This is a genomic window from Tenacibaculum jejuense (assembly GCF_900198195.1).
GTDB lineage: Bacteria > Bacteroidota > Bacteroidia > Flavobacteriales > Flavobacteriaceae > Polaribacter > Polaribacter jejuensis.
This window is the reverse complement of the sequence record NZ_LT899436.1, coordinates 2,510,136-2,537,059: the sequence shown is the minus strand read 5'-3', so window position 1 is coordinate 2,537,059 and position 26,924 is coordinate 2,510,136. Positions and strand designations below refer to the sequence as shown.

The 26,924-nt window shown below is 30.0% G+C and carries 7 protein-coding genes; all 7 read left to right on the top strand.

What is annotated here, in order from left to right; genetic code table 11:
- Positions 1–7,893 (top strand): fibronectin type III domain-containing protein, encoded by a 7,893-nt coding sequence (locus AQ1685_RS11310; RefSeq protein ID WP_095072218.1) that lies wholly within the window; start codon positions 1–3, stop codon positions 7,891–7,893.
- Between the two features lie 14 nt (positions 7,894–7,907).
- Complete coding sequence (locus AQ1685_RS11305) at positions 7,908–8,750, top strand: hypothetical protein (RefSeq protein ID WP_095072216.1); 843 nt, start codon at positions 7,908–7,910, stop codon at positions 8,748–8,750.
- 336 nt (positions 8,751–9,086) lie between these two features.
- Positions 9,087–9,893, top strand: coding sequence for a hypothetical protein (locus AQ1685_RS11300; RefSeq protein WP_095072214.1), 807 nt, complete (start codon positions 9,087–9,089; stop codon positions 9,891–9,893).
- The gene (locus tag AQ1685_RS11295; protein ID WP_095072212.1) at positions 9,890–10,246 is read left to right on the top strand and encodes a hypothetical protein; all 357 of its coding nucleotides are present in this window, start codon (positions 9,890–9,892) and stop codon (positions 10,244–10,246) included. Before AQ1685_RS11300 ends, AQ1685_RS11295 begins: the two co-directional genes overlap by 4 nt.
- Positions 10,247–10,584: 338 nt before the next feature.
- Positions 10,585–15,237 (top strand): hypothetical protein, encoded by a 4,653-nt coding sequence (locus tag AQ1685_RS11290; protein WP_095072210.1) that lies wholly within the window; start codon positions 10,585–10,587, stop codon positions 15,235–15,237.
- A gap of 1 nt (position 15,238) precedes the next feature.
- Positions 15,239–17,332 carry a fibronectin type III domain-containing protein gene (locus tag AQ1685_RS11285; protein WP_231970181.1) on the top strand — a complete coding sequence of 698 codons (2,094 nt, stop codon included), beginning with the start codon at positions 15,239–15,241 and terminating at the stop codon, positions 17,330–17,332.
- Between the two features lie 2 nt (positions 17,333–17,334).
- Positions 17,335–26,805, top strand: coding sequence for a T9SS type A sorting domain-containing protein (locus tag AQ1685_RS11280; protein WP_095072206.1), 9,471 nt, complete (start codon positions 17,335–17,337; stop codon positions 26,803–26,805).
- The last annotated feature ends 119 nt before the right edge of the window (positions 26,806–26,924 follow it).

Genomic DNA, 26,924 nt, shown 5'->3' with positions numbered 1-26,924 from the left:
ATGAAAAAAGAGCTACGCTTTGTATTTGTCTTATTTTTTCTGTTTAAACTAACTTTTGCACAACAATTTCCAGTAAGAATTGTACCAAGAGTAAGCGCGCCTGCACCAGTTAACTTTTTTAATTATGCAGATGAAACTAGTTTAAACAGCCCAGTTACAGTTCAAATATTTTTGAATGATTTAACTGTAACTAATCGTCAAATTCGTTTAAAAACATATTTTGAAGGTGGAAATTTTAACTTCACTAGTAAAGATTTTGTAGTAGGTGCAGAACCACTTTTTATTGAAGGTGGAATTCCACTTACACTAACTAATACGCAATTAGCACCTTATTATAAGCTAGAGAATATTCAAGGAATAAGTCCTGTAGTTTATGGAAGACCAATTCCAGAAGGAAGCTATAATTTTTGTTTTGAAGTTTTTGATTTTGCTTCAGGAGCAAAATTATCGGCCAAACAATGTGCTACGGTTTTCATTTTCAAAAATGAGCCTCCAATACTAAATTTTCCTCAGAATGGTTCTAATATAGAACCCACCGATTTTGAAAATATCGCTTTTCAATGGACACCACGTCACATAAATGTTAGCAATGTAGAGTATGAGTTTAGCTTAGTTGAAATTTGGGATAATAATGTAAATCCGCAAACTGCATTTTTATCACAGGCACCAATTTATGAAGAAACTACAAGGAGAACTACATTAATTTACGGTCCAGATAAACCACAATTATTACCAGGTAAAAAATATGCTTGGCGAGTAAAAGCAAAAGCTCTACAAGGATTAGAAGAAATAGGATTGTTTAAAAACCAGGGATTTAGTGAGATTTTTTGGTTTTCTAGAACTGCGCCTTGTATGGTTCCAGACAATGTCACTGCAGAAGCAAAGGGAACTTCTAAAATAAATGTATTATGGGATCAAGATCCAACAATACATTCAGAATATATTATTGCATATCGTGAAGCTAACAACCCAGATGCACATTGGTTTACCAAAAAAACAAATAGTAGTTGGGCAACAATTTGGAACTTAAAAGCTGGGGTAACTTACGAATATAAAGTCAAAGGAAAATGTACATATCAATATAGTAATTATTCTGAACCTCAGTTTATCACTACAGATATGGTGACTAATGAAGATGCAAACTATAATTGTGGTATTGTGCCAGATGCTATTGCAATTTCAAACAGAGAACCACATCCAGGTTTATATATTGGTGATCAAATTACAGCAGGAGATTTCAAAATTACTTTAACAAATATTACGAGTCAATCTAGTGGTATAATTTCAGGAAATGGTTTTGTAGCAATACCATATTTAAATTTTGCAAAGTTTGCTGTTACTTTCAATGGAATTTTAGTCAATTCCTCAAATCAACTAGCTGAAGGAGAAATCGTAACTATATACGATGATAAGTTTGGAGAAGATGCGTCTATGACGGTAGATGTAAATATAGATATAGCTGAAGCAATTAATGGTGATTCTGGTGATAAAGATCAAGTTACTGTTGATTTTGTAATAACTGGTATCACAATCAATGAAAACGGGGCATTAGTTGTTGTAGGAGTAGATAAAAATGGAGATCCTCAAGAAGCAATTATACCTGGAAATAATGATGTATCGATTACTGATGCTAATGGTGATGTTTGGACTTATGGTGAAGATGGGAAAATTTCAGAAGGTAAAGGAGCCGAAGGAGGAGCTGTAACTGATGCTTCTACCAATGGAGTAAATTCAGATGGAGAGTATAGTGAAATTACAGCCAAAGGAGTAGTTGTATATTTTGAAAGATCAGGGTATTACTCTTTTGATAAAAAAATAGAAGATTCATATAAAAAGCTAGATGAACACTATAAATCATTAGCACATGACGGTGGAGAATATCATGTAGGTTACAAAGCAATTTCTGATAATAAAGGAAAAGACATTATTAAAGCGAGAGTTGAAATTACAGATAGTACCATTAAACGTGATAGTATTATTTTCAAAACTAAAGAAGGAGCTAAGGTAAATATACTTCGTTGGGATGATGCTACTAACACTGCAGATTTAGAATTAGAACGTAAATACGATTATGCTGATGAAGAAATTTTAGCTGTTGTTAGATCTAAAGACAACCCTAAGAAATATGATATTGCAGGAAGTTTATTAGTAGCACATTTAGCTTCTGAGAAATTAGAGTCTATTAATATCACTTTAGTTCCTGTTTACAGGGATGTTGAAGAAACAGAAATAAAAGACAGACTAAATGATTTAAAAACTAAAGTAACTGAAATTTACAATAAGTCAGGAGTAAGATTAAATATTCAGTTTGCTGAAAATATATCATTAGATGAAATTTATGAATGGAATAGAAATGATCAAATAGAAGTAGGTGATAGTAACATTTTATCTCATTATACTGGTAGTGAAAAAATCTTTAATAGCTACATCAAGCGTCAATCATTCTACAATAAGAAATCATATTATGTATTTGTCACTGATATTCCAACAAGCAATAGTGATGTAAAAGGTTTTATGCCATTAAAGCGTCAATTTGGTTTTGTATTCGATGCAAATATAAAAAGCAATGAAGATCGTGCTAAAGTAATGGCGCATGAATTAGGTCATGGTATTTTTGGTTTAGAACATCCTTGGGATGAGTATGGAACACCACAAGGAGCTACAGACTTTTTAATGGATTATGGAAGTGGTACTGTGCTAAACCATATGGATTGGAAAAAAATGCATGCTCCAGGTATACAAATTTATTGGTTTCAAGGAGACGAAGAAGGACAGAGCACTATAGTTGAATCTATTCCCAAGAAATTCAGAAACAAGGATAGAACGTACACTTTCATGACTCTTAATGGAAGTTACATTACAATTTCACAAAACGCTAAAGATTTTAAATTTTCTACAGGTTTAGATAACTTTGATAAGTTCATAGATTATCCTGTAGGTGCTCTTATAGAATTTAAATTAAATGATGTTACTTTTAAAGCTAAAGTTGAAAGAACAGGTAAACATTCTAATGTTGCAAAAGAAGATTTGACCTTTGTTTATAAGGGGTTTATATCTTCTAAGGATAGTCATTTTTACGGTTCTAAAAAAGAAGAAAAACATTATGATAGTTTTGAAGATAGTAGAGTGATTGCTCTCATACCGCATTACACTACATCAACTAATGATACATATGGTTTATCGGGTACTATTAATTCTGGTTATATGTTAATAAAAGTACCTAGAGGAGATCTTACTTTTTCTCCTAAAATAGGAGAAGCGTCTTCTTTTAATATTATAGATGAATATGATAATATATCTAAATTTTTTAGTAACTACAGATCTACACCAGAACCATCACAAGCTTATTCTTATGATAGTGAGTTTTTTAATTCACAATATAAGCTTCAATCTACTAATGTAGAACCAATATTAAAAAAGTTTAGTTGGACAAGTAAGCATGCACTTTTAGCTAAATATGCCATTCTTAATAACGCTCAGCCCAATGTATTCAAGTCTTATTTTACAAAACACTATTCAAGTAGTGATTATGATGAGATTTTTGATGAGTTTACTTTAGATGATTTAAAATCAGAGTATATTGAATTAATTAATTTCTTTAGTAAAGAAAAAGAAGATTTAATCGAGGAATTACATAACTTATTAAGAGAAACAACAAAAAACACACCAACATTATTAGAGAAAGAATCAAAAAGAATAAATGAAATTTTAACTCTACTGACTACAGAGCAGCTAGAAAAGTATATTAATCCTTCTCAAAGAGAAAAAGCCATCAGCTTATTATTATTTTCGGATAATAATCCATACAAAGTTAAGAAAAAAGATGCCTTTAGTGACGAAGAAAAGGAGGTAACGAAAATAAATAATTTTGATGAACAGTTAACAAGGCTATTAAAATTTATAGCTGATGAAGAAAAAAATAAGATTTTTCAATTCTTATTGAAAGATGACTATAAATACTTTTGGAGCTTTACTAAAAAACTTGAAGATACTATACTACCAGAGTTTATAAATCTATATACATTATTAGTAAATGAATATGGATCTTTCGAAAATCGTAAAAATATTTTTAAAGAATTATATTCAAAAGATGAGGATGACCTGTTCAATTCTACAGAAATTATTCTTGCAGGATTAGTCTCTAATCTAGAAAATAGGTCAGAAGATCAAGCAAAATTGGTTAAATATTTTGAAGAAAATCCAGGTTTTTTAAAGTATGCTTTTATTACGTTAGACAATATATTTCAAACAGATCAGTTAGCAAATTTTATTTTATCCATTTGTAATTGGAAAGTTAAATTAGGATCTGATGCGGGAATTGATACAGAAGCATTTAAATTATATGAAAATGAAGATTACAATAGATCAGCATCTAATTATGATGAAGTAAAGGATTTAAAACCTGTAGCGCGTTATCATAATTATGTTCCCTATTACAGAGAATCTTGGATAAATAGTTTAACAAGCAACGGTAAATTTTATTTAGAAACAAGACTTAACAATGAAAATAAAATTTCAGCAGAATTATCTAGATATGGGCATAATATTATTAATGATGTATATTCTCCATTAGAATATGTTTATATAGATTTACGAGAGGATATTTACTTTGATAATCAAGAGTATAAATCAGGTCAAAAACTAAAAGTTCCAGCAATATTTTTACATTGGTTAGACGATACAGTCGACGATGAACAAAAGATTGTTGTAACGAGAATTGTAGGTAATTTATTAGCTTTATTTACTGCCCCTACAGCTATTGGAGCAAAACTTCTTCCAGTAATCATAAATATTGAACGAGCTGCTGCTATTATAGATATTTATGTAACGTTAGATAGACATAATTTAGAGAAAAAATTTGGACGAGATGAATTAGCGTATTGGGATGCTGCTTATGGTTTGTATAGCTTAAAAGAAATGGCACATCTACCAAAAATCTTATTAAGTGTAGGAAAAACAACTGTAGGATTTATAAATGTTGTAAAAAATGTAAAAGGAGCAAGTAAATTTAATAGGATAATTTTAAATGTTGAAAATTTAGAAAAAGCTGTTAAAGCGTATGAAACTCTTAGTGATGTAGATAAACTTAAGATTTTAAATGCAATAGATGAAATGCTTAGAATTTTAAAATCTAAAAAAGCTTTAGATTTAGATATAGTTTCTAGGACGATGTATTATCGATCTTTATTAAAATTCAAAAGTCGTTTGCCTAAAAACATTACTTTAGAGTATTCAGGAGTTGATTTTAAACCGTCTATTGTTTATGATAATGGAACTTCAAAATTAAATTTAGGAACATTAGGTATAGATTCTAATAAAAATATTGTTTTAACTACTCTAGAAAATCTAATAGGAACAGCAAATGTAAATGTTAAAGAATTAGCAAGGTTAGATGATGTTGTCGTGCAGACATCTAAAGGCGCTAAAGGAAAAAACGATGTTAAAGTTCTTCAAGATATTGACAATCCACCTTACATATTTTTATCATTGATAAATAAATTAGATGATTTCAATGGACCTGTTGATGTAAACAAACTTGTTGAATCAGGTCATTTTAGTCCTAAGGGTACTGTAATTAGAAAAGGAAAAGATGGTAAAATAATTTTTGAACAAAGTAATGATATTAGGCCAGCTATTTTACCTTATGGTAAAAAAGTTATTGCTAAAGTTAAGGATATTAAGTTTATGCAAGGGTCTATTAGTAATGAAACAGGAGACTTCTTCGTATTATTAAATGCTTATACACTAAAAACTGGAGGAAGTTTACCTGCTAGTGATATTAAAGTTTTTTATAATCTCGCAGATGATTCTAAAGGATGGTGGACAGTTGATCATAGAAGGTTAGCAGCATATAAATTAGCAGGTTTAGAAGATATAAAGATAGAGTATATACATGTAGATGAATTGATGTCAAAGAACACCTTTAAAATGACTACAGAAACTAAAGGTACCGATATTGATTTAATACTCTTTTTTGATAAAAATGGTAAATTTTCCAAAAGTCCTAGAAACTTACCGAAAGGTAGTCCAAGACCAAAACGTGAAGTTTGGAAATTACAAGAGCAGTCTGATGGATCATTAAAAATAACTAAGAAAAACACTGGTGAAGTCGTTAGTATTGATGATATTCCTAAATATCTGCCACCTGAATTTTCTACAGGACAAGTTCCTGACCTAATAAATAGATTAGAAAAGTTTCCAAAACTTTCAAAAAAGCTAGAAGATTTAGAAACACTTTCCAAAAATCTTAAAAGTAAATTTTTAGCTGATTATGCTAAAATAGATGATCAAACAATTCAGGAGTTTGAAAATACTTCGGATCTTTTATTAAGTTGGAAAATTTTATATGAAGCTGGAGAGACAAAGTTGAACACGAGATTAGATGATATTAAATTTATAACTAATTATATTGAGAATAATAAAATAGATTATGATCAGTTAGTAGCATCTAAAATTAAAAATGTTGGTGGTTTTAATAAATGGAAAGAACTGAAAGATAATAGTGAGTATCTTAAGGATGGTTACACTTGGGGTCAAATAAATAACTCAGGTCTTCCTAATTTACCAAGAGAAATAAAACTTAACTTAGGAGGAGAAGGAAGTCTACCAGATTACATAGATATCAATCCTATGATAGGTAATAGAAAAGAAATTTTCGAAATTATCGCAGATAATCCTAATGGAGGTTTTGTTAAGGAAGGAGCTGAGAATTTACCTTTTGCAGATAATAGTGTTACTAATATTGAGGCCTATAAATTTCTTGGCCCTCCTATAACAAGGCATGGAGAACAAATTGCGAATGAAATAAAAAGAGTGCTAAAACCAGGTTCAAAAGCTAGATTAAGATCAAATAGTACTATTTTTAAAAAACTTGAAGCATACGGTTTTACTTTATCACAACAAGGGTTAATGGCGACTTACGTGAAACCTATTAAAAATGGTTTTTTTGAAAAAATTCAAGAATCATTTCCGAAGTTAGCAATTAAATTAGACGAATTCCCTAGTTTAAAAAATAAATTTAGAGACCAATTTTCAGGTTCTCAGGAAAGTATAAAATCCTTTGGAGAAAACGAAAACTTAATTGATAGTTGGAAAATTCTCATTGATGCTGAATCGAATTTAAAAAAATCTGTTGAGGCTATTAAAAAAATAGATTTTTTAAAAAGTAAGGGTGTAAGTAGAGAGAAATTAATAAAAATTGGCAAGTTAGAAAACCTTAAATCTATTGAATTAGCCGAAAGTTTAGCTAATAGACCTACTCCTTTTCTTGATGATTTAGATTTGTTATTAGAATACTCTATAAGATTAAATAAATATAAAAATGATGCATTACAAACTTTAATTGATATGTCTAAACATCCTGGATTTAAAAATCCTGAAGTATTAAAGGAATATGCTAGAACCAATTCAGTGAAAATAGATCAAGGAATTAAAGGAGGCTGGAAATATGAATTGGATGTATTTAATGATATGCTTAAGAATAACGAAAAAATAGAATTTTATTTTTCAAAAATAGTTCCGGCTGTTTCTGGGAATCCGCCTATTAGAGAGGTCGATTTCGTCATAGGTGTTGAAACATTAGTTGAATTGAAAACTTGGAATAATTTATTATCAAGTGAAAATTTACTAGAAAAACTAATAAATAAGTTAGGTACACAAATAAAAAAGACTGATTTTAATGATCCTGTAAATTCCTCAATAACCAAAAGAATTGGTAGAGGTAAGATTGTAACCCGTCAACATCCGGCTTATTTAATGGGGAAAAATGATTTACAAAAACTTTTAAAAAGAACTTACCAATCCTTTGGCACTGATTTAGATGAGTTAACAGAACTTATTATAGAGAATAGTCGAGGTAAATTTACTTTTTATCCTAGTGATTGGCGTAACTAAAAATCAAAGAAAACATGATTTTAAATAATGTTTGGACAAATGATGAAGACGATTGGTTTTTCATGTTTAACAGCTATTTCCAATTATCAAAAGATAATGTTACAGACGAATTGTATAGATTAAATAAAGAATTACACGAGCTTACAAAAAAATATCAATTATTGATGACTCTTTCACCAGATTATTGTGAAAAAAAATCTATAGATTATAGTCAGCATTATTCCGAATTTTTGTTGGAAAATAAAACTTCTATTTTACCTCTTGATGGATATGAATTTTACACAAGAAATGTTGATGCATTGTCTAAAATCTATTATTTTGATGAAAATAAAAAAATTACAAGTGATTTTGTTCATTATATGCAAAATGGATTATATGGAAATCCAGTGATTATTTTGAATGAAGAGAATTCTATAAAAAATAATAAAGGATTAATATACGATTCTTCTCCCTTAAGAATATCTTACCCTACCGGATTTAAATATAATAATAGAAATGATTATCCTAACATTTTTGAATATTACAGAGTAAAAGATAAAGTTACTGTTAGTTTTACTATAGAATCTTACTGTTCTATTTGGTTAGATTATATTCCAATATATAAATATTTAGATTCTAAAGGTCGAATAGGAATTATTGAAAATGCAGATAACAGAGAGTTAGCTTATCAAAATACTCCTCGTTTAAATAGTTTTCTAAGAGATATTCAATATTTGTCTAGAAAATATGATGGATATAGTGAATTTTATGATCGTAGAAGATATAAAAAAGAGTTAAATTTAGACGTAATTAAAAGTAATAAAGGAATATTTTTAGAAAATAGAATTGTTTATCAAGAAGAAATAAATACTAACTAGGTTTAATAATTTTTTTTGGAATATAATAGAGTGTAAATATTTTAATTATACTTGTTTAGGTTAGGTGTGGGAATGTTATTTCATAAAAAAAATTATTAGTTAAATAATCATGAATAAAGTTGAATTAATTGAAGCAGGTTCTTTTCGTATGTAATAGTCTCGGTAAAAAATATATGAGTTTCAAACATAGTATTATTTATATTTTTAATTAATTATCATTTGTGATTGAATTTTTTATAAAAAATAAGATTAGTTCTATTTCTACAGTCAAATTTTACTGATTATCATTCGTAAAAAACTTTATATAAAATAGAATTTTGTTTATGTTATTAAATTATGAAAAAAATAGAACAGAAATTTCATAGAAAAACATGTTATTTATGTAATGCATATGTAACTACAAACGGAAAATGCACAAAATGTTCTGGTGAATATAGGAAATCAAAACCTAAGTGTATTATTGATGAAAAAAAGGTCAGTACTACAGATGACATAAATAATTTTATAAGAAAAAGTGTCAATATTTTCTTCGAACAGGATAATTATAAAACTGAAATTCTGGGAGCTAATATAGTCAAGGAATTATTACATATGTTAAAAGTTAGCGATGATACTATCGAATACAATATTCTTATTGCATTAAGATTATGTGGTGTGGAAATATGGGCTCGTAATAATCTCAATCATCGTTATGAATTTCGTCTACCGGGTGAAGATAATTTTCAAACTCTAATTGATCTAGACGCAAATAAAGTGGTTGAACTTGAAAGTTTTAAAGAGGGTGATAAATTAGATAGTTCTTATTTATCTTGTTTTCCTGAAATATTAAATTCATTATCAATAAGAGTTTTTCTAAACAAGGAAGATTTTGAATATAGATTTTATAATGTTGTTGATTATATACAGAAAAACACATCAGAATACAGAATAGGTTTTTATGAGAATGTGAATTCTAATATATTTAAAAAAGTTAATTATGATGATTGTAGATTTCTAACCAAAGAGGAAAAACAAAATCTTAAACATTATACTTTTAATATAGATAATGTTTCATTCAGTATTATCGCTGAAGGTTTTGTTAAAGAAAAAGGTTTTCATGAAATATATAGGGAAGATGATAAAAAATTAAATTTATTAAAATGATATTAGAACCAGTATTTAAATATTTATCCAACACTTTAATTTCTGATAATACAGGCTTAGAATATAACCCAAATTCAAAAAAAGCTCTGTGTATAGCGTGGCTAAAAGATCATAAAGTTAACGAAAATAAATCATTTGGCTTTTTATTTTCAGATGTTGAGATTATATCACAAAAAGTTAAAAATAAGATGAATGCTAATTTATTAGGTTGTACAGATATGGGAATGTTACATTTTTTATATTATTTGAATTTAGAGGATGAAAGAAAGAGATATGTATTTCATTCTGAAGAAAATTTTATTGTTATAAATGCTAAGTCTGTTGAACTTATAGAAGGTTTAGATTTTATGTAGAGTCAGTTGAATTTATTTTGAATTTAACATAAAATTATGATTTTCAGTTTTTTTTAACTTTATTTGCAAAGCGTTAAAATAGACTAAACAGCATAGTCATAATTTAGCTCAGTTTTAAATAAAAATATTTAAAACTTTATAGGAGAAATTTAATTCTCAAACAAACATTTAAATACCAAATCTAATTCAATACGGGGAATTCGATAAAGGCATTTTTAAAAGTATATGTTGCGAATAATTGTAAGATTATTAATTGATATAAAAAGAAAATTTTAAGTTTTTAAAAGTATATGAAAAAAAAATTACCCCTAATTTTTTTACTATTGCTATGTGTTAATGTGAACCTTTTCGCTAATACCAAGTATGGTAATATTGATAGTTTATTAGTTAGTACAAAGAAAGGTTTAAAATCTAAAATTAAGTCTACCAAATTAAATTCAGGTAAACAATTTAGGACGTTTAAGTCATTATCAAAATTTGATAAACTTGAAGATGATTTTGTACCAGTTAAAGAACATCGTTTTACAGAAGAAGGTTATCAATTCACAACCAAAGATTCCTTAGAGAATAAAAGAATGTTAGACTTAGGAGTGAATACCTTTCTAACTGTAGAAGAAACTGGGAATTATATTGATGTAATCACTAAAGATGGTCTAGCACAACTTCCTGTAGCTACCAAACCAATAAGCATTAGTAATGTAAAATATACAATGGGAATTGCTAAAGCAGTATTCAAGCCTGCTTTTACTGAACTTACAGTTTTTTTAAAAATAGAATTTCCAAATAAAAATGAAAAAAGAGGAAAACAAGAACTAATTCTTGGAGCTTCAAATGTAAAATTATCTCATGATGGAGGTATTATAGGAGATGCTAAACTTCATTTAATCTCTCAGTTTACGGTAAATTATAATAAAGGAGCCATACTACTTACACTAAAAGGAAGCTTTGAAAAGCCTGGAACTTACGCTATTGTAGATTGCTCTGGTTTTAAAGAATTGGGAATAGATGCTAATATAAAATTTGCAAACGGGTTATTACATCCTGTTGATAAAAAAGGAAAGAAAAAAGTAGGTTATGTAGAAGCAGATTTTAAAACTTCTATTGCAGACTGGAATGATTTAGTCGTAAATATTTCTTTACCAGAGTTTGGAGTAAAAGGATTAGAAGGAACGACTTTTCAATTAAATACTGCAGTATTTGATTTCAGTGATTTACGAAATGATGATGCTACACCAACATCTTATTTGAATAAATATTACAAAGAAGAACCAACTTTATGGAGAGGAGTTTATGTAAAATCTCTAAAAGTAATTCTTCCTCCGGAGTTTAAAATCATAGGTAAGGGGAAAGATAGGATGAGTTTTGGTGCAACAGACTTGATCATAGATAATCAAGGTATTACAGGTAAGTTTATTGGAGAAAATATAATAGGTTTAGATGAAGGAGATGCCTCTGGCTGGCCCATTTCTTTAGATTATTTCTTGTTAGATATTGAAACCAATAACCTGAAAGCTGGAAAATTTAACGGAAGGTTGAAACTACCTACTTCTCAGTTAGATAGTTTAAAGTATAGTGCGGTTTTTCAACCAGGAGAGTATAAATTAAGAGTAGAAACAGAAAAAAATATTAATTTTGATCTTTGGGATGCAGCCGAAGTAAATCTTAGAAAAGATTCATACATAGAAATGCTAGTAAAAAATGGTGCTTTTAGACCTAAAGCATCTTTAAGTGGTGATGTAACCATTAAGGCGGCTATGAAACCAAGAGATCCAAATGAGACAAACAAAAAAGAAAATGATAGCCCTATAAGTTTCGAAGGTATTGAATTTGAAAAAATGGTCATACAAACAGAATCCCCCATTTTTTCCGTCAAATATTTTGGAACAAAAGGAAGACTCGGATTATCAGGTTTCCCAGTCTCCATAGACAAAATAGGTTTAGAAACTCCAACAGACAAAAGAGCAAATTTAATTATCGGTTTATCTGTGAATCTTACTTCAGAATCAGATGGTGGTAATGGAGGATCAAGTACGTTAGTAATAAAAGCTAAACATGAAGATCGAAAGTGGAAGTTCGATGGAGTTACACTCGAAAAATTATTTGTAGAAATGGATGTTGCTGGAACGCAACTGAAAGGAGCAATTTTTATTTTTGATGATAATCCAACCTACGGAACTGGTTTTGCAGGTGCTTTGGGCGCCAAATTTGAGAAAGGTTTAGGAGGTTTTGAAGTACAAGTTAAAGCGTTATTTGGACGGACAAAAAAGTTCCGTTATTGGTTTGCTGACGGTCAAGTATCTTTAACAAATGGATTTCCTGTTTTTACCGGTTTTTCATTAAATACTTTTGGAGGCGGTTTGTATAATCGCATGAAAATGGTTAATCGGAAAAAGAAAGGTGACAAAAACAAACCTAATAGTAGTGATGCATTTAACAATATTGGTGCATCCTCTTCAGGGATTGTTTATGAACCATACGAAGATAATGCATTTGGATTCAAAGCTGCCGTTGGTATAGTTGCTGAAGGTTCAGAAGATTTATTTAATGCTTCAGTTGAGTTTGGTATGGCTTTTAATCGTCGAGGCGGATTACAAGAAATTTATCTTAAAGGTACAGCAAAGTTACTTTCTAGTTTACCAAATGATTTTTCAGATCAAGTATTAAATGATTTAGATAGTATAGCCGAAGGTGACGAAAACCCATATTTACCTGCTAAGGAAGTAGACGCGGCAATGGCTGCTAGTTTATATATTGGTTTCGATTTTGTAAATGACATTTTTCAAACAACAGCTGAAGTTTACATAAATTTTGGAATTATAAGAGGAATAGGAAATTATGGTAGAGCTGGTTGGTTAGATTTTTATGTAGCTCCAGATGAATGGCATTTATTAGTTGGTACGCCACAAGATAGAATAGGAGTCACGATAGATCTTGTACTTTTAGAAATGGAAATGGGTGCATATTTCATGACAGGTGATAATTTACCTGGTAGTCCACCTCCGCCACCTCAAGTAGCAGATATTTTAGGCTTAGATATAGCAGATTTAGATTACATGAGAGATCTTAATAATCTTGAATCTGGTAAAGGTTTAGCCTTTGGTGCAAGTTTAAAAGTATCTACTGGAGACTTAACATTCTTAATCTTCTACGCAAGATTCGAAGCTGGTGTTGGTTTTGATATCATGGTAAAAGATTATGGAGATGCACATTGTAAAGGATCTTCAGAACCTATAGGAATGAATGGTTGGTACGCAAATGGACAAGCTTATGCATTCTTACAAGGAGAATTAGGACTAACATTTAGATTATTCGGTTTCAAAACAAAAATTCCAATAATAAGTGGAGGAGGAGCTGTTTTATTACAGGCAAAATTACCTAATCCATCGTGGTTTAGAGGATATCTAGGAGGTAAGTTTAATTTATTGGGAGGATTAATTAAAGGAAGTTTCCGATTTAAAGTTGAACTTGGTGAAAAGTGTGAAATAGTTGGAGGTAGCCCTATAGATGATATTGTTGTTATTAGTGACCTAAAACCTAAAGATGGTAGTGCAGATGTGGACGTATTTGCAGCACCACAAGCTGTTTTTAATTTACAGGTTAATAAAGTTTTTGAACTACCCGATGAAACAGGTGATCGTAAATATAAAATCTTGTTAGATGAATTTTCGGTGAGTAAAGATGGACAAAAATTAGAAGGAGAAGTAAAATGGAGTAATAATAATGATGCAGCTGCATTTTATTCACACGAGATTTTACCACCAAATTCAAATTTGAAAGCTTACATACAATTACATTTTGAAGAGTTTAAAAACGGTCGTTGGGAAGTAATGCAAGTAGATGGAAAGAGAGCCTTAGAAACTAAAGAGGTTACTTTTACCACAGGAGAAGCTCCAAAAACAATTCCGTTAAATAATATCGAATACATGTACCCTGTTTTGGGACAAAAGAACTTCTTTATTGAAGAATATGGCAAAGCATATATAAATTTAAAAAGAGGTCAAAATTATTTATTTGAACAATCACCAGGTTGGGATAAAACTATGGTGATGAACTCTAAATCGGGAACAGTATTCAAGAAATCATATACTTACAATGCTGCTAAAAAGCAATTGGTATATACACTTCCAGAAAAAATGACTTATCAAACTGAATATGATGTAAGTATAATATTGAGTTCAGGAGGTGGTGATGTAAATGATAATATTTCGACGAAAACAACAAAGAGTGATTTAGGAAATGAAGGAGAAGCAAGTTCGTTTGATGGTAAAAATAAAGAAGATTCTTATAGTAATTCAGTAGAGAAAAGTACAAGAGTAGCTACAGGAGAAATAACAAAAGACGGTAAGCGAGAACTATTATTTTATGATTTTAGAACAAGTAAGTATGCAACATTTAATAAGAAAATGAATTCAATAAATGTTAAAAATGACTTATATCAGCATATTATTTATCCTTACGGAGTTAGCTTACTTAAGAGTATAGACAGAAATGAAGCATTTGATTTAGTAGAGCTTGAAGGAAATGAATTTAGTGGTAATAAACCTATAATTCAAGCTAGGGCTGTACTCGATAATTCTTATTACAAAAGATATATTTTCCCTTTACTTTATGAAAATTATCCATTAGAAGGTGAAATTACAGTATCTAGAAAAACTGATGAAGTTGGAGTACCTCCTGTAGAAGCAATTCAACCATTATCATGGTATGTTACATATTTAGAAAGTGGAGAAGAAGCAGAGACAACTTCATATTATCCTTACAGCTATAATGTTACGAATTATTTTTGGTACGATTATGAAGATTTGGCTTATCAAGTATTAGACTCTGATTTTAATTGGAGAAATAATCCTAGGTATGTAAAATTAATATCAGAGGTTTTCCCGTATATGAGAGAAGGGAAATATAAAACAACTTTCAAATATATTTTACCGGGAAGCGTACAAAAAGGAAAAGAAAGAGTAATTAAATATGTAAATCCTATCAATGATTAGAATGATGTTGAAGAGTAAGAAGTTACTAGTATTGTTTGTTTTTTGTGTAATAAATACTGCTTTATCACAAAAAGAGATTGGAATCGAAGAACCTGGAGTGAAAGCAATCGCGACAGTTAATAAGAAAACCATTATGTTACGTTGGGGAGTTAACACTCCTTCAGCATGGAAAAAAGCTAATAAATATGGTTTTCTTATAGAAAGAAAAACAATAGTATCTAATAATGAAATACTAAATGAACCTATTGTTAAAAAACTAAATACTATTCCATTAAAACCTAAACCAATGATGGAATGGAAAGAATTTACTCAGAAAAACACAAATGCAGCCATAGCAGCTCAAGCTTTATATGGTGATAATTTTGATGTTGAAATGAATAATTCTGGAAATGGAATATTAAGTATTTTAAATCAAGCTCAAGTATTAGAACAACGCTTCATTTTTGCAATGTACGCAGCCGATCAAGATTTTGAAGTAGCTAAATTTTCTGGTTTAGCTTTTGTTGATACCACTGTAAAAGAAGGAGAACGCTATTTGTATACTATTAAAGTTGCTGAAGCAAAAGAAAAATCAACTATTAAACATGGTGGAGTTTACCTAGGATTATCAGATCAGAAGCAGTTACCTAAACCGAAGGAATTTGTAGGTGTTTTTAAAGATAAAACTGTACTATTAAGCTGGAACTATGCTATTGTAAAGAGATTTTATACCAATTATATTCTTGAAAAGTCCGAAGATTTAGGAAAAACATATACTCCTCTAACAAGCACTCCAATTGCTAATTTAGGAGAGAGAGATGTAAATCCTTCAAATAGAATGATGTATGTTGATAGTCTTTTTCAAAATAATAAAACATATCAATATCGAATCAAAGGGATTTCTCCTTTTGGAATAGAAGGACCATATTCAAAAATAGTTTCTGGAAAAGGAATAACACCTTTGATTCATAATCCATTTATCACAGAAAATAAATATTTAGATGATGGAACTGTAATGCTACAATGGGAATTTCCAAATGAAGGTTTAAATACTTTAAAAGGTTTTGAAATTGTTAGAGCCGATGAACCTAAAGGAAGATATTTATCTATAAATGCTGAAGTAAATAAGTCAACTAGAAGTATAAAGCTAGATAATTTACAAGCAATTAATTATTACAAAGTAATCGCCATTGGTACAGATGGTACAAAAAGAGAATCTTTTCCTAAAATGATTCAGCCAGACGATAGCACACCTCCAGCAATACCAACAGAAATAACGGGTAAAGTTGATACTTTAGGTGTAGTACGATTAAATTGGAAATTAAATACTGAAGTTGATTTTTTAGGGTATCGAGTTTTTAGAGCTAATTTAAAAGAAGACGAATTTACTCAAATTACATTCAAACCAATTCCTATTAATACAATAGTAGATACTATAAATATCAAAACACTTAACAAGAAAATTTATTACAAGATACAAGCGGTTGACAAAAGATATAATCCATCAAAATTTTCTAACATTTTAGAGTTAAAAAGACCAGATATCGTTCCACCTACTCAACCAGTTTTTTCATCCTTTAATGTAAATAAGAATAAAGTAGAACTGACTTGGATAAATAGTTCAAGTAAAGACGCCAAAAATACACTATTGTACAGAAAAGAAAGAGGTTCGGAGTTGCCATGGGAACTTTTAGCTACAATTACAATACCCAACGATAAGTATACAGATAGTAAAACAGAAGTAGGAAAACAGTATTTGTATACAATTTTAACAGTAGATGATTCAGGTTTAGAGTCTGAACCAGTAACACCTTTAAAAGTGAAAATTTCAGATAATTTACCTAAACCCGAAATAAATAAGTTTGAAGCTTTCGCCAATAGGGAAGAAAAGTTTGTCAATTTAAATTGGAAATATACTGCTAAAAATGTCGATGAATTCATTTTATATAGGGGTCAGGAAGGAGTACAACCTACTATGTATAAAATATTCGATAAAAGTACAACAAAATTTAAAGATAAAGATTTGCTAATCAATACTAACTATGAATACTTGCTTCAAGCAGTTTTTGCATCTGGAGCTAAATCACCCATTAAAAAAATTGAAATAAATTATTGATTATGAAAAAGATAATATTGCTTTTAAGTGTTTTCTTATTTACATTTCACTCCTATGGACAAGATGATTACCAAATGGATATAGTTCTAACTCTAGATGATGGAGGAAGTGACTGTGGTACTATTAATGGTTTGACAAAAATTGTGTTATTAACAAATAATGATAGAGAGGTAAAAACTTTATTTACAGCAAGAATATTTAGGTACGCAATAAATAAACGTGTTTCTGGTACATTTTCAATGTCACAGAATGTTAAAAAAGTTAGATTTTATTATTCTAGAAGGATAGGAGGTTTTTGTGGTAGTAGAGATACTTTTAAAGATATTAATTTAACTTTACCATGTTTTAACCGAGGTTTTAGTAAAGGACAGGTTTTTGACGGTGCTGTTAGTAGAGGGTCTGCGACAATTAAAATTTATCCAAAGATAAAAATACGTTATCCGGACGGCTCTAGAGTAGATAGGGAAAAGCAGGTTTGTGAGTCAGGAAGCGTGAACATAGCGGCAACCAATAGTAGATTTGATGATTCTGTTTATTTATGGGAGTTTGAAGATCATGTAAATAAAACTACTGTAACCAGACAAGAGTATATTAATTTATTAAGAGCCAGAGATGATGCTTTAAATAATTATGAAAGCTGTGAAAGAAATAGAGGAGGAGGAAATGTACTTTTAAGATCAAAAGCGCCTAATCCATCCAATATTTCACCCTTAATTAGTAATACAGCACAAAGAAGTAATCCACCTATTCCAATAATTGGGAATCCTAGCTTGGCTTGTAGACCACTTTTTGACAGGTATGTCAGAGCACAGCAAAAAGTAGATAATTTTGCAGGACCTATAAATGAAGAGTTGCCTGTTTGGAGAAGAATAAACAGGGTAAATAGACAAAGCAACGTTTCTTTAAAGTTAAGTGATTTATATCCTGATGTAGAAGATCAACTTGAAGTAGTTAATAAAAAGACAATTAGTGTCAGGATTAATCCGTCATGTCATGAAAAGGATTATTCTAATACTGTTCAATTACAATTTATGGCAGATCCTCCACCAATTGTAAGAACAGATTTTAAGTCTCCTGTTTGTGCCTATGACCCAATAGATAATTTTGAAATTTTCTTTAGTAGACAATTATATGCTTCAGAAAAATTAAACATTAATCTTTTAAAAAGGTCAATAGGTTCTACTGCTGCCTATATACCCGAAGCCAAAAATATTAATATAAGTAGGCTTACGGAAGTAGTTAAGGGAAGTTTATATAAGTATACTTGGAATCCTAGCGGAGGTAATGAAATAACTTCTGGTGGCGATTTTGAAATTTTTATTTCTGGATCAAGTTCCAATCCTTATTGTAATAATGGTACTTTAAAATATAACTTTACTATAGATATACCAGATGAAGTTTCGTTTTCAGACCTAGAAGTACAGAACCCTATAAAGTGTTTTGGTGTTAATGATGGAGTAATTAAGATAACTGCAAGTGGAGGGTCAGGAGATCTTCAATACAGTATAGATAATAAAAGAACTTGGAGCTCTTATTTTAGAGGAACTACTACCATTAGTAATCGTGCACCTGGTACTTACAAAGTTTGGATTAGAGATAGTAATGGATGTATAGATCAAAATTTTCCAAGTAGAGAAATTGTTTTGAGTCCTAAAACTAAAATAACCCATATTGTATCTACCAACCCTAATGATATAGTGAATCCCGGAAAACCATTAGCTACAGATGGTTCAATCAAAATAAACAGTGTTCGTGGAGGAACATTAACTAATAATCATTATAGATACACTATTTTATTAAATGGAAGTTCAACAAATGTATTAAGTGGTACTGGGCATAAAGACGGTTTTATAATAGAAGATTTACCTAAAGGAAATCATAAAATCAGATATATAGATGCAAATAAATGTACATCAGATATTTACGATTTACCACCATTAAGAGATCCCGTAAGAGTTGATTTTAACTTAACAAAAACTGATGCTTATTGTTTTGAAGGTTTTGGAAAATTGAATGTTTCTAATATATCAGGAGGGTATGAAAAATACACAGTACTTATAAAGAAAGGAAGTACTACTTTAAAAACCATAAGAAATATTAGTAGATCTTCAACCATTAGTGAGAACTTAAAGCAAGGTACTTATGTAGTTACAGTAAAAGATGCTAGGAGTGGAGAACTAACAAAGAGTATTACGATTAATCAAGAAGATGAAATAGTTATTAATAACATAAATGTGTCTCCTGTAAAATGTAATGGAGGTAAAGCAACTATTACAGTTTCTGCTACAGGTGGTCAAGATAAAATTGTATATGAATATGGAATTTATGAAGGAGGAACTATAAAATGGCAATCGAATAATACTTTCGATAGAGTGGCTTCTACTATTGGGTACCGATTTAAAGTTAGAAATAAAAATATTCCTAGTTGTGAGTCTGATATTGTTGAGTCAGGAAAAATAGAAGATGCAACAGAAATTTTTATCAATTCTATAGATATAAACAACAATAATATTTTCCGAGAAAATGAAGGAAGTATTAGATTAAATATTTTAGGTGGGAAACCAGCCAAATCAGGTTACGTAGTTTCATGGAAAAAAATAGGAGATAATAGGTTTTCTGGTGCTGGTAGCTTTATTGATGAATTGACAGCAGGTAAATACATTGCTACTATTAAAGATAGTAATATGTGTACTATAACCAGTAATGAAATAGAAATCACAGAACCTAAAGCATTAAGTGTTAATGTTCAAGTACAAAAGGCCATAACTTGTAATGGTGATACTGGTATTTTAAAAGTTAACGCATCTGGAGGAAAATTAAAAGATTTACCTTCCGGTAGAACAGAATCCTATAAGTATCAATGGTATAAAAACGGAAGTCTAATTTCTGGTGCAACAAATGCTACTTATGAAGGAACTTCTGGTAATTATTATGTTACAGTTTTTGATTCATTTACTTCAAAACAGAGTACTGTCTTAAATCTAGTACAGCCTAAAGCTATAACCTTTAATTTAAATGAAACTGATATTACATGTAATGATGTTGATAACGGTAAAATTAAGTTAACAATTTCAGGAGGGAATGGAACTTATGAATATGCAATAGGAAATACAACTAGTTTTAATCCAATTACTACATTAAATAACAACACAATTGAAAAGTTAAGTGATGGAACTTTTCAAGTTTATGTTAAAGATGCTTCAGGTTGTATTGTTGGACCAAAATCAGTACAAATTAATAGACCTTCAAAACTTACTTTTGTTTCAGAAAGCATAGTAAACAATCAAGTAGTTAATGAAAGTAAAGGATCTGTAACAGTAAATGTTACTGGTGGTAGCGGTAATTATAACTATGAATGGACTAGTGATAAAGATCCTACTTTTACTGGAACTAATTCACCAACTATATCAAGTTTGCCAGCTGCTAAATATACTGTTAAAGTAACAGATAAAATTAATAGTGAATGTTCTATTACTGCAGAATATGAAGTAAAAGAACCTAAACGACTTAGTGTAGTTATTCGTCAAACCAAATTTATAGAATGTTTCGATAATGCTGAAGCAGAACTATTAGCTGTAGTATCTGGAGGATTTCCAATTAATTCAACACCTTCAAGTTTTGAATATAAATGGTATAAGCTTGATGGAGGAACATCTACATTCTTAAATTCAGGAAATTTAAAATTAGATCGTATTTCAGGATTAAAGCATGGTACATATAAGGTTGATATCAAGGATAGTAAAAATGTAACCACTTCTAAAACAATTAGTATTAGTCAACCATCTCAAATCAAAATTTCTTTAATGGATAAAACTGATGTTTTTTGTTTTGAAGGAAGTAATGGAGAGATTAAAATTGATGTTCAAGATGGAACTCCTTTTGATACTTCAGGAGGTGCAGCTGCATATTCATATAAATGGATTAAAAAAGGAGATGCTAGTTTTTCTAGTACCAATAAAAATATTCAAAATTTAAAAGCAGGGGAGTATTATGTAGAAGTTACAGATAAAAATCTATGTACCCAAATATCTCCAACTTTTATGATTAATCAACCAGCCAAAGAATTGAAAGTCATTTCAGCTAAAGTAAATGATCTATCAGGATTTGAAAAAGGTGATGGTAGTATCTTAATTGAAGTTGATGGAGGTACAACTACTGATTATAAATACGAATGGAGACTTAAAGATAAAACGGATATTGTTAGTACTGAAAAGAATCTTGAAAATGCCAAAGCAGGAACTTATCAATTAACTTTAACAAATGAAAACTGTACAGTACTTTCTGATTTATACACAGTAAATCAACCTGATAAGTTAATTATTGATGAGATATTACAAATTGGAGATATAAAATGTAATGGAGATGAATCTATAAGTTTAACTTCAAAAGTATCTGGAGGAGTAAAACCTTATACATATAAATGGGTACGAGAAGGTAAAACGGATATTTTAGGAACTACCTTCGAATTGAAAGATAAGGGAGCAGATACTTATGTACTTACAGTTTTAGATGATAAAGGAAATTCAACTACTAAAAAAATAGTTGTAAACCAGCCTCCTTTGTTAGAAATTCTAAATACAGATATAATAGTAACCGATGTTTCTTGTCACGGAGGAGATAATGGTACAATAAAAGTAACAGCAACTGGTGGTGTAGGAGATTACTCTTACAGTTGGAATAATGGAACCTCTGGAGATCAAATTAATAATTTAAAAGCCGGAGAATACACAGTTACTGTTAGAGATAAAAACTTAGAATGTAAATTTGAAAAGAAAATAGTCGTAAATGAACCTAAAAATCCGCTGGGTATAAAAGATAAATTAGTAACTGATACTAAACAATTTGGTTCAATTGATGGAGCAATTTCTATTGAAGTTGAAGGAGGAACACCTCCATACACATACAAATGGTTCGACGCTACAAATAATATTTTAAGTAGTACAACTAAAATTATTAATAACCTCGCTGCAGGAGATTATACTGTAATTGTAACAGATGCGAAAGGATGTAAAATAGATCCAACATATACAGTTGAACAACCTAAAAAATTAGAAATAAAATTTAATAAAAAAGACATTACTTGTAATGGTCAAAAAGGTTTTGCTTCAGCGAATGTTACAGGTGGTGTAAAACCTTACACATATTTTTGGACAAAAAAAGGGGAAGGATTAAAACTAAGTGAAGAGTCAGATATATTAGATGTTAGTGGTGGAACTTATGTTGTTAAAGTAACAGATAAGAATAAAATTGAAATTGAAGGTGAAATTACTATAATTGAACCTCCAGTATTAGAAATTTTAGATGTAAATATCATTAAAACAGAAGTTTCTTGTTTCGGTGGTGACGATGGTACAATAAAAGTAACAGCGACTGGTGGTGTTGGAGATTATTCTTACAGATGGGATAATGGAGCAACTGGTGACGAAATTACCAAATTAAAAGCAGGAGAATATACAGTTACTGTAATAGATAAAAATTTAGTTTGTGAGTTTACAAAGAAAATTACAATTACTCAACCATCTGAAGCTCTAAGTATAAAAGATTATACTACTACCATGACAACAGGATTTGGTAAAGTAGATGGAACAATCTCTATTGAAGTGAATGGAGGTACTTCACCATACACTTATCAATGGAAAGATGAATCAGATGTTACATTAACCAATACAACAGCTAATCTAACAGGAGTAAAAGCAGGTGATTATACAGTTCAAATAACAGATGATAAAGGATGTAGTATAATAGAGACTTACACTGTAGATGAGCCAGATGAATTAAATATAGATTTTAATAAAAGCGATATTTCGTGTTTTGGTGAAAAAGTTAATATTTCAGCTCATGTTAAAGGAGGAGTTAAACCTTATTTTTATTCATGGAATAAAGTAGGAGAGACGATAGAATTAAGCAATACATCAGAATTATTAAACATTAGTGGTGGTACTTATCTGTTGAAGATCGAAGATAAAAATGGTAATAGAAAAGAAAAAGAAGTTACTATTATAGAGCCATCGCAATTAGAAATAGATAATGTTTCTACAACAGATGCAACATGTTACAAAGGATCAGATGGAGCAATTGTGGTTAATGTTAAGGGAGGAGTAACACCATATTCATATAAGTGGGCTCACTCAAGCGTAAATACCAACACATTAAACAATATCGAGGCTAATACTTATAATGTTACAATAACAGATAACAATGGATGTTTTATTCAAAGAGAAATTGTAATAAATCAGCCAGAAAAGTATGCCATAAATAATGTGAAATTATCTCGTCCAACTTCTGATGTAGTAAATGATGGTGACATCGAAGTTATTATCATTGGAGGAGAAGCTCCTTATAATTATGTGTGGAAAGATGATACTGATACCGTAGTATTGGATGAAACAACTAATACTAAATCGAGTAAAATAGAAAATCTTTCTGAAGGTATGTATAGCATCACTATAACAGATGCTAAAAATTGTATTATTACTGAAGAATATAATCTTGCAAATCCAGGAGAATTATTAGTTTCTGTGGAGCAAAGACAAGAAATTTTCTGTCATGGAGAAAGCAACGCTATTTTAGATGTAGTTACAATTGGAGGAGCTTTAGGAAATAGGTTCAAATGGTACAGTACAGATTCTAGTACAGTTCTAGGTACAGATAAACAGTTAAAAGGTATTCCAGCAGGTGATTATTATGTTATTGTAAGTAATGCTGAAGGAATAGAAGAAAAAAGTTCAATTTTTACGGTAACTCAACCAGAAAAAGTAGAAGTATCAATTAGTCAAATTAATGCTAATTGTTTCGGAACTAATGACGCTAGTTTCAAATTAGATATTAAGGGAGGAACGGGAACTTATGAATATAGATATAAAAAAGACTCTGGTTACTCTGCTTGGAATGTAGTTACAGGAAATACAGCTACTGTATCAGATCTTGTAAAAGGAACATATGAAGTACAAGTTAGAGACATTAATAATTGTTTGGCTACAGATACTACAGGAAATTCTGAATACCAGATAAATATAACGGAGCCAACACCACTTAAATTTACAAAAGAAGAAATAGCTAATGTTAGTGGTTTCGGACTTAGTAATGGTACAATTGAGATAGAAGTAACAGGAGGTACTCCAAATTACAATTACAAGTGGTTTGATAAAGATGATAGTCCAATAGGAACTAATGCAACAGTATTAGACAATCTTATTATAGGAAAATATAAAGTAATTGTAGAGGATAATAATGGATGTAGTATAACTCAAGATTTTGAAATTACTCAACCAGAACCTTTAGAAGTATCAATCAATCAACTATTAACAATTAGTTGTTTAGGTTCTTCAGATGGATCGTTAGAAGCTGTTGTAAAAGGTGGCGTAAAAGATTACAAGTATAAATGGTATGAAGAATCATCTACTATTGCGCTAGGAACAGAAAGTAAACTTACAGATTTAGCGATTGGAAATTATTATGTGATTGTTGAAGATAAAAATGGTAATGTAGAACGTAGTAAAAGTTTTGAATTAACAGAACCAAAGATATTAGAGACAGCTTTATCATCTGAATATACATCTTGTGGAACTGGAAATGACTGGACAATTATCTCTAATACTAATGGAGGAACTCCACCATACAGATACATTTGGAGTAGTGGTGAAAGTACAGCAGATTTAAATAATGTAACTCCTGGATTATACGAAGTTACTGTAGTTGATGCTAGAGGTTGTAGCACTAAAGAAAGTATTCGTTTAACTCCACCACCTGAATTAAAGTTAACTAAAGATGATACCATTAATGTAACAGGTTTTGGTTTATCGAACGGATCGATTACAGTTGAGTTAACAGGAGGAACACCAGATTATACTTATCAATGGTTGGATGCTGATGGAGTTTCTGTAGGAACAAACGCTACTGTTTTAGATAATATCTCGGCAGGAAAATATCAATTAGTAGTAGAAGATTCAAAAGGATGCCGTTTAGTCGAAGATTATGAAATAACTCAGCCAGATCTTTTAGAAGTATCTTTAAATCAAGTATCGATTATCAGTTGTTTAGGGACTAATAACGGATCATTAGAAGCTATTGCAATTGGAGGAGTTAAAGATTATCAATACAGTTGGTATAAAGAAGGTTCTAATAGAATTATCGGTTCTAAAAATCAAATTTCCAATTTAGATCCTGGTAAATATTATGTGATTATTCTTGATGCTAAAGGAAACACAGTTCGTAGTTCAAATTATGAAATAACAGAACCAGAAGCTCTAGAGTTAAATTTAACTTCAGATTACACATTATGTGGAACTGGAAATGATTGGACTGTGACAACTGCTGTTAAAGGAGGTACATCACCTTATCGATATATTTGGAATACAGGTTCAAGTGATGCAAATTTAACAGATGTACTACTAGGAACATATGAAGTAACAATTGTTGATGCTAACGGATGTTCTGTTACTGAAAAAATTGAATTAAATGCGCCACCAGAATTAATTATTAGCGGAGAGGAAACAAATGATCCAAAGTGTTTCAATGGAAACAATGGTACTATTAAAGTAGAAGTTTCTGGAGGATTACCTCCATACACATACGAGTGGAATAATGGAAGTATAACAAGTATAAATGATAATTTAACTTCTGGAACTTACGAAGTAATTATTACAGATAGTAAAGGTTGTAAAATTTCAAAAGCTTATGTTTTAAATAATCCTGAAAAGATCGAGTTTTCATTAGGAGATGATGTTACTTTATGTAAAGATCAAACGTATGTTTTAAATGCTACAATAGATAAGGGTGTTTCATACGAATGGTCATCTACTAATGGATTATCAAGTACAGAACGTGTAATTGAAGTTTCTGAAGAAGGAGTGTACTCTGTAGTAATTACTAATGAAGATGGATGTATAATAACAGACGATATAGAAATTAAACGTTCAAAAGACGATATTTCATCAAACTTCTTTGTGTCTTCAATCGCTTTTGTAAATGAACCTGTAGTTGCAGTAAATGTTAGTGATCCAGCACCTGAAGAATCTGAATGGATATTACCAGTTAATGCTAAATTAAATGAAACGACTAAAGAATATGTAGAATTTTATTTTGAAGAAGCAGGAGAGTATGAAATAACTTTATATACTAAAAAAGGAGAATGTGAAGCATTTCAAACTAAGACTGTGTTTATCACTGAAAAAGAAATTGGAGATGATACAGCGTCTGAAGAAGCAAATGATAATGATCCTATAATTACAGACTTTAATATTTATCCGAATCCTTCGTCAGGAGTTTTTGCTTTAGACTTAGAATTAAAGGAAGAAAGTGATGTAAGTATTAAAATTTATAGTTTATTAAGTAATGATATGATCAACTATAAAAAAGTTGAAAATAATAAAGCATATAAAATAGATTATAATTTAAATATGGTACCAGGTTTATATTTTGTATTAATTGAAACACAGAACGAAAAACTAGTCAAAAAGATTATCATTAGGTAATAATCTCAAAATAGTTTAAAAGTAAAACTCTGTTGATATATTCGACAGAGTTTTTTTATTGGATAAATAAAGTATTTCATGTGCAGTCTAGTAAAAAAATATTATTATTGTTGTAAGAA

Bases quoted from the DNA above. Each gene is read 5' to 3' on its own strand.
- AQ1685_RS11310 (WP_095072218.1), top strand. From the start codon at position 1: ATGAAAAAAGAGCTACGCTTTGTATTTGTCTTATTTTTTCTGTTTAAA.
- AQ1685_RS11280 (WP_095072206.1), top strand. From the start codon at position 17,335: ATGAAAAAGATAATATTGCTTTTAAGTGTTTTCTTATTTACATTTCAC.
- AQ1685_RS11285 (WP_231970181.1), top strand. From the start codon at position 15,239: ATGATGTTGAAGAGTAAGAAGTTACTAGTATTGTTTGTTTTTTGTGTA.
- AQ1685_RS11300 (WP_095072214.1), top strand. From the start codon at position 9,087: ATGAAAAAAATAGAACAGAAATTTCATAGAAAAACATGTTATTTATGT.
- AQ1685_RS11295 (WP_095072212.1), top strand. From the start codon at position 9,890: ATGATATTAGAACCAGTATTTAAATATTTATCCAACACTTTAATTTCT.
- AQ1685_RS11305 (WP_095072216.1), top strand. From the start codon at position 7,908: ATGATTTTAAATAATGTTTGGACAAATGATGAAGACGATTGGTTTTTC.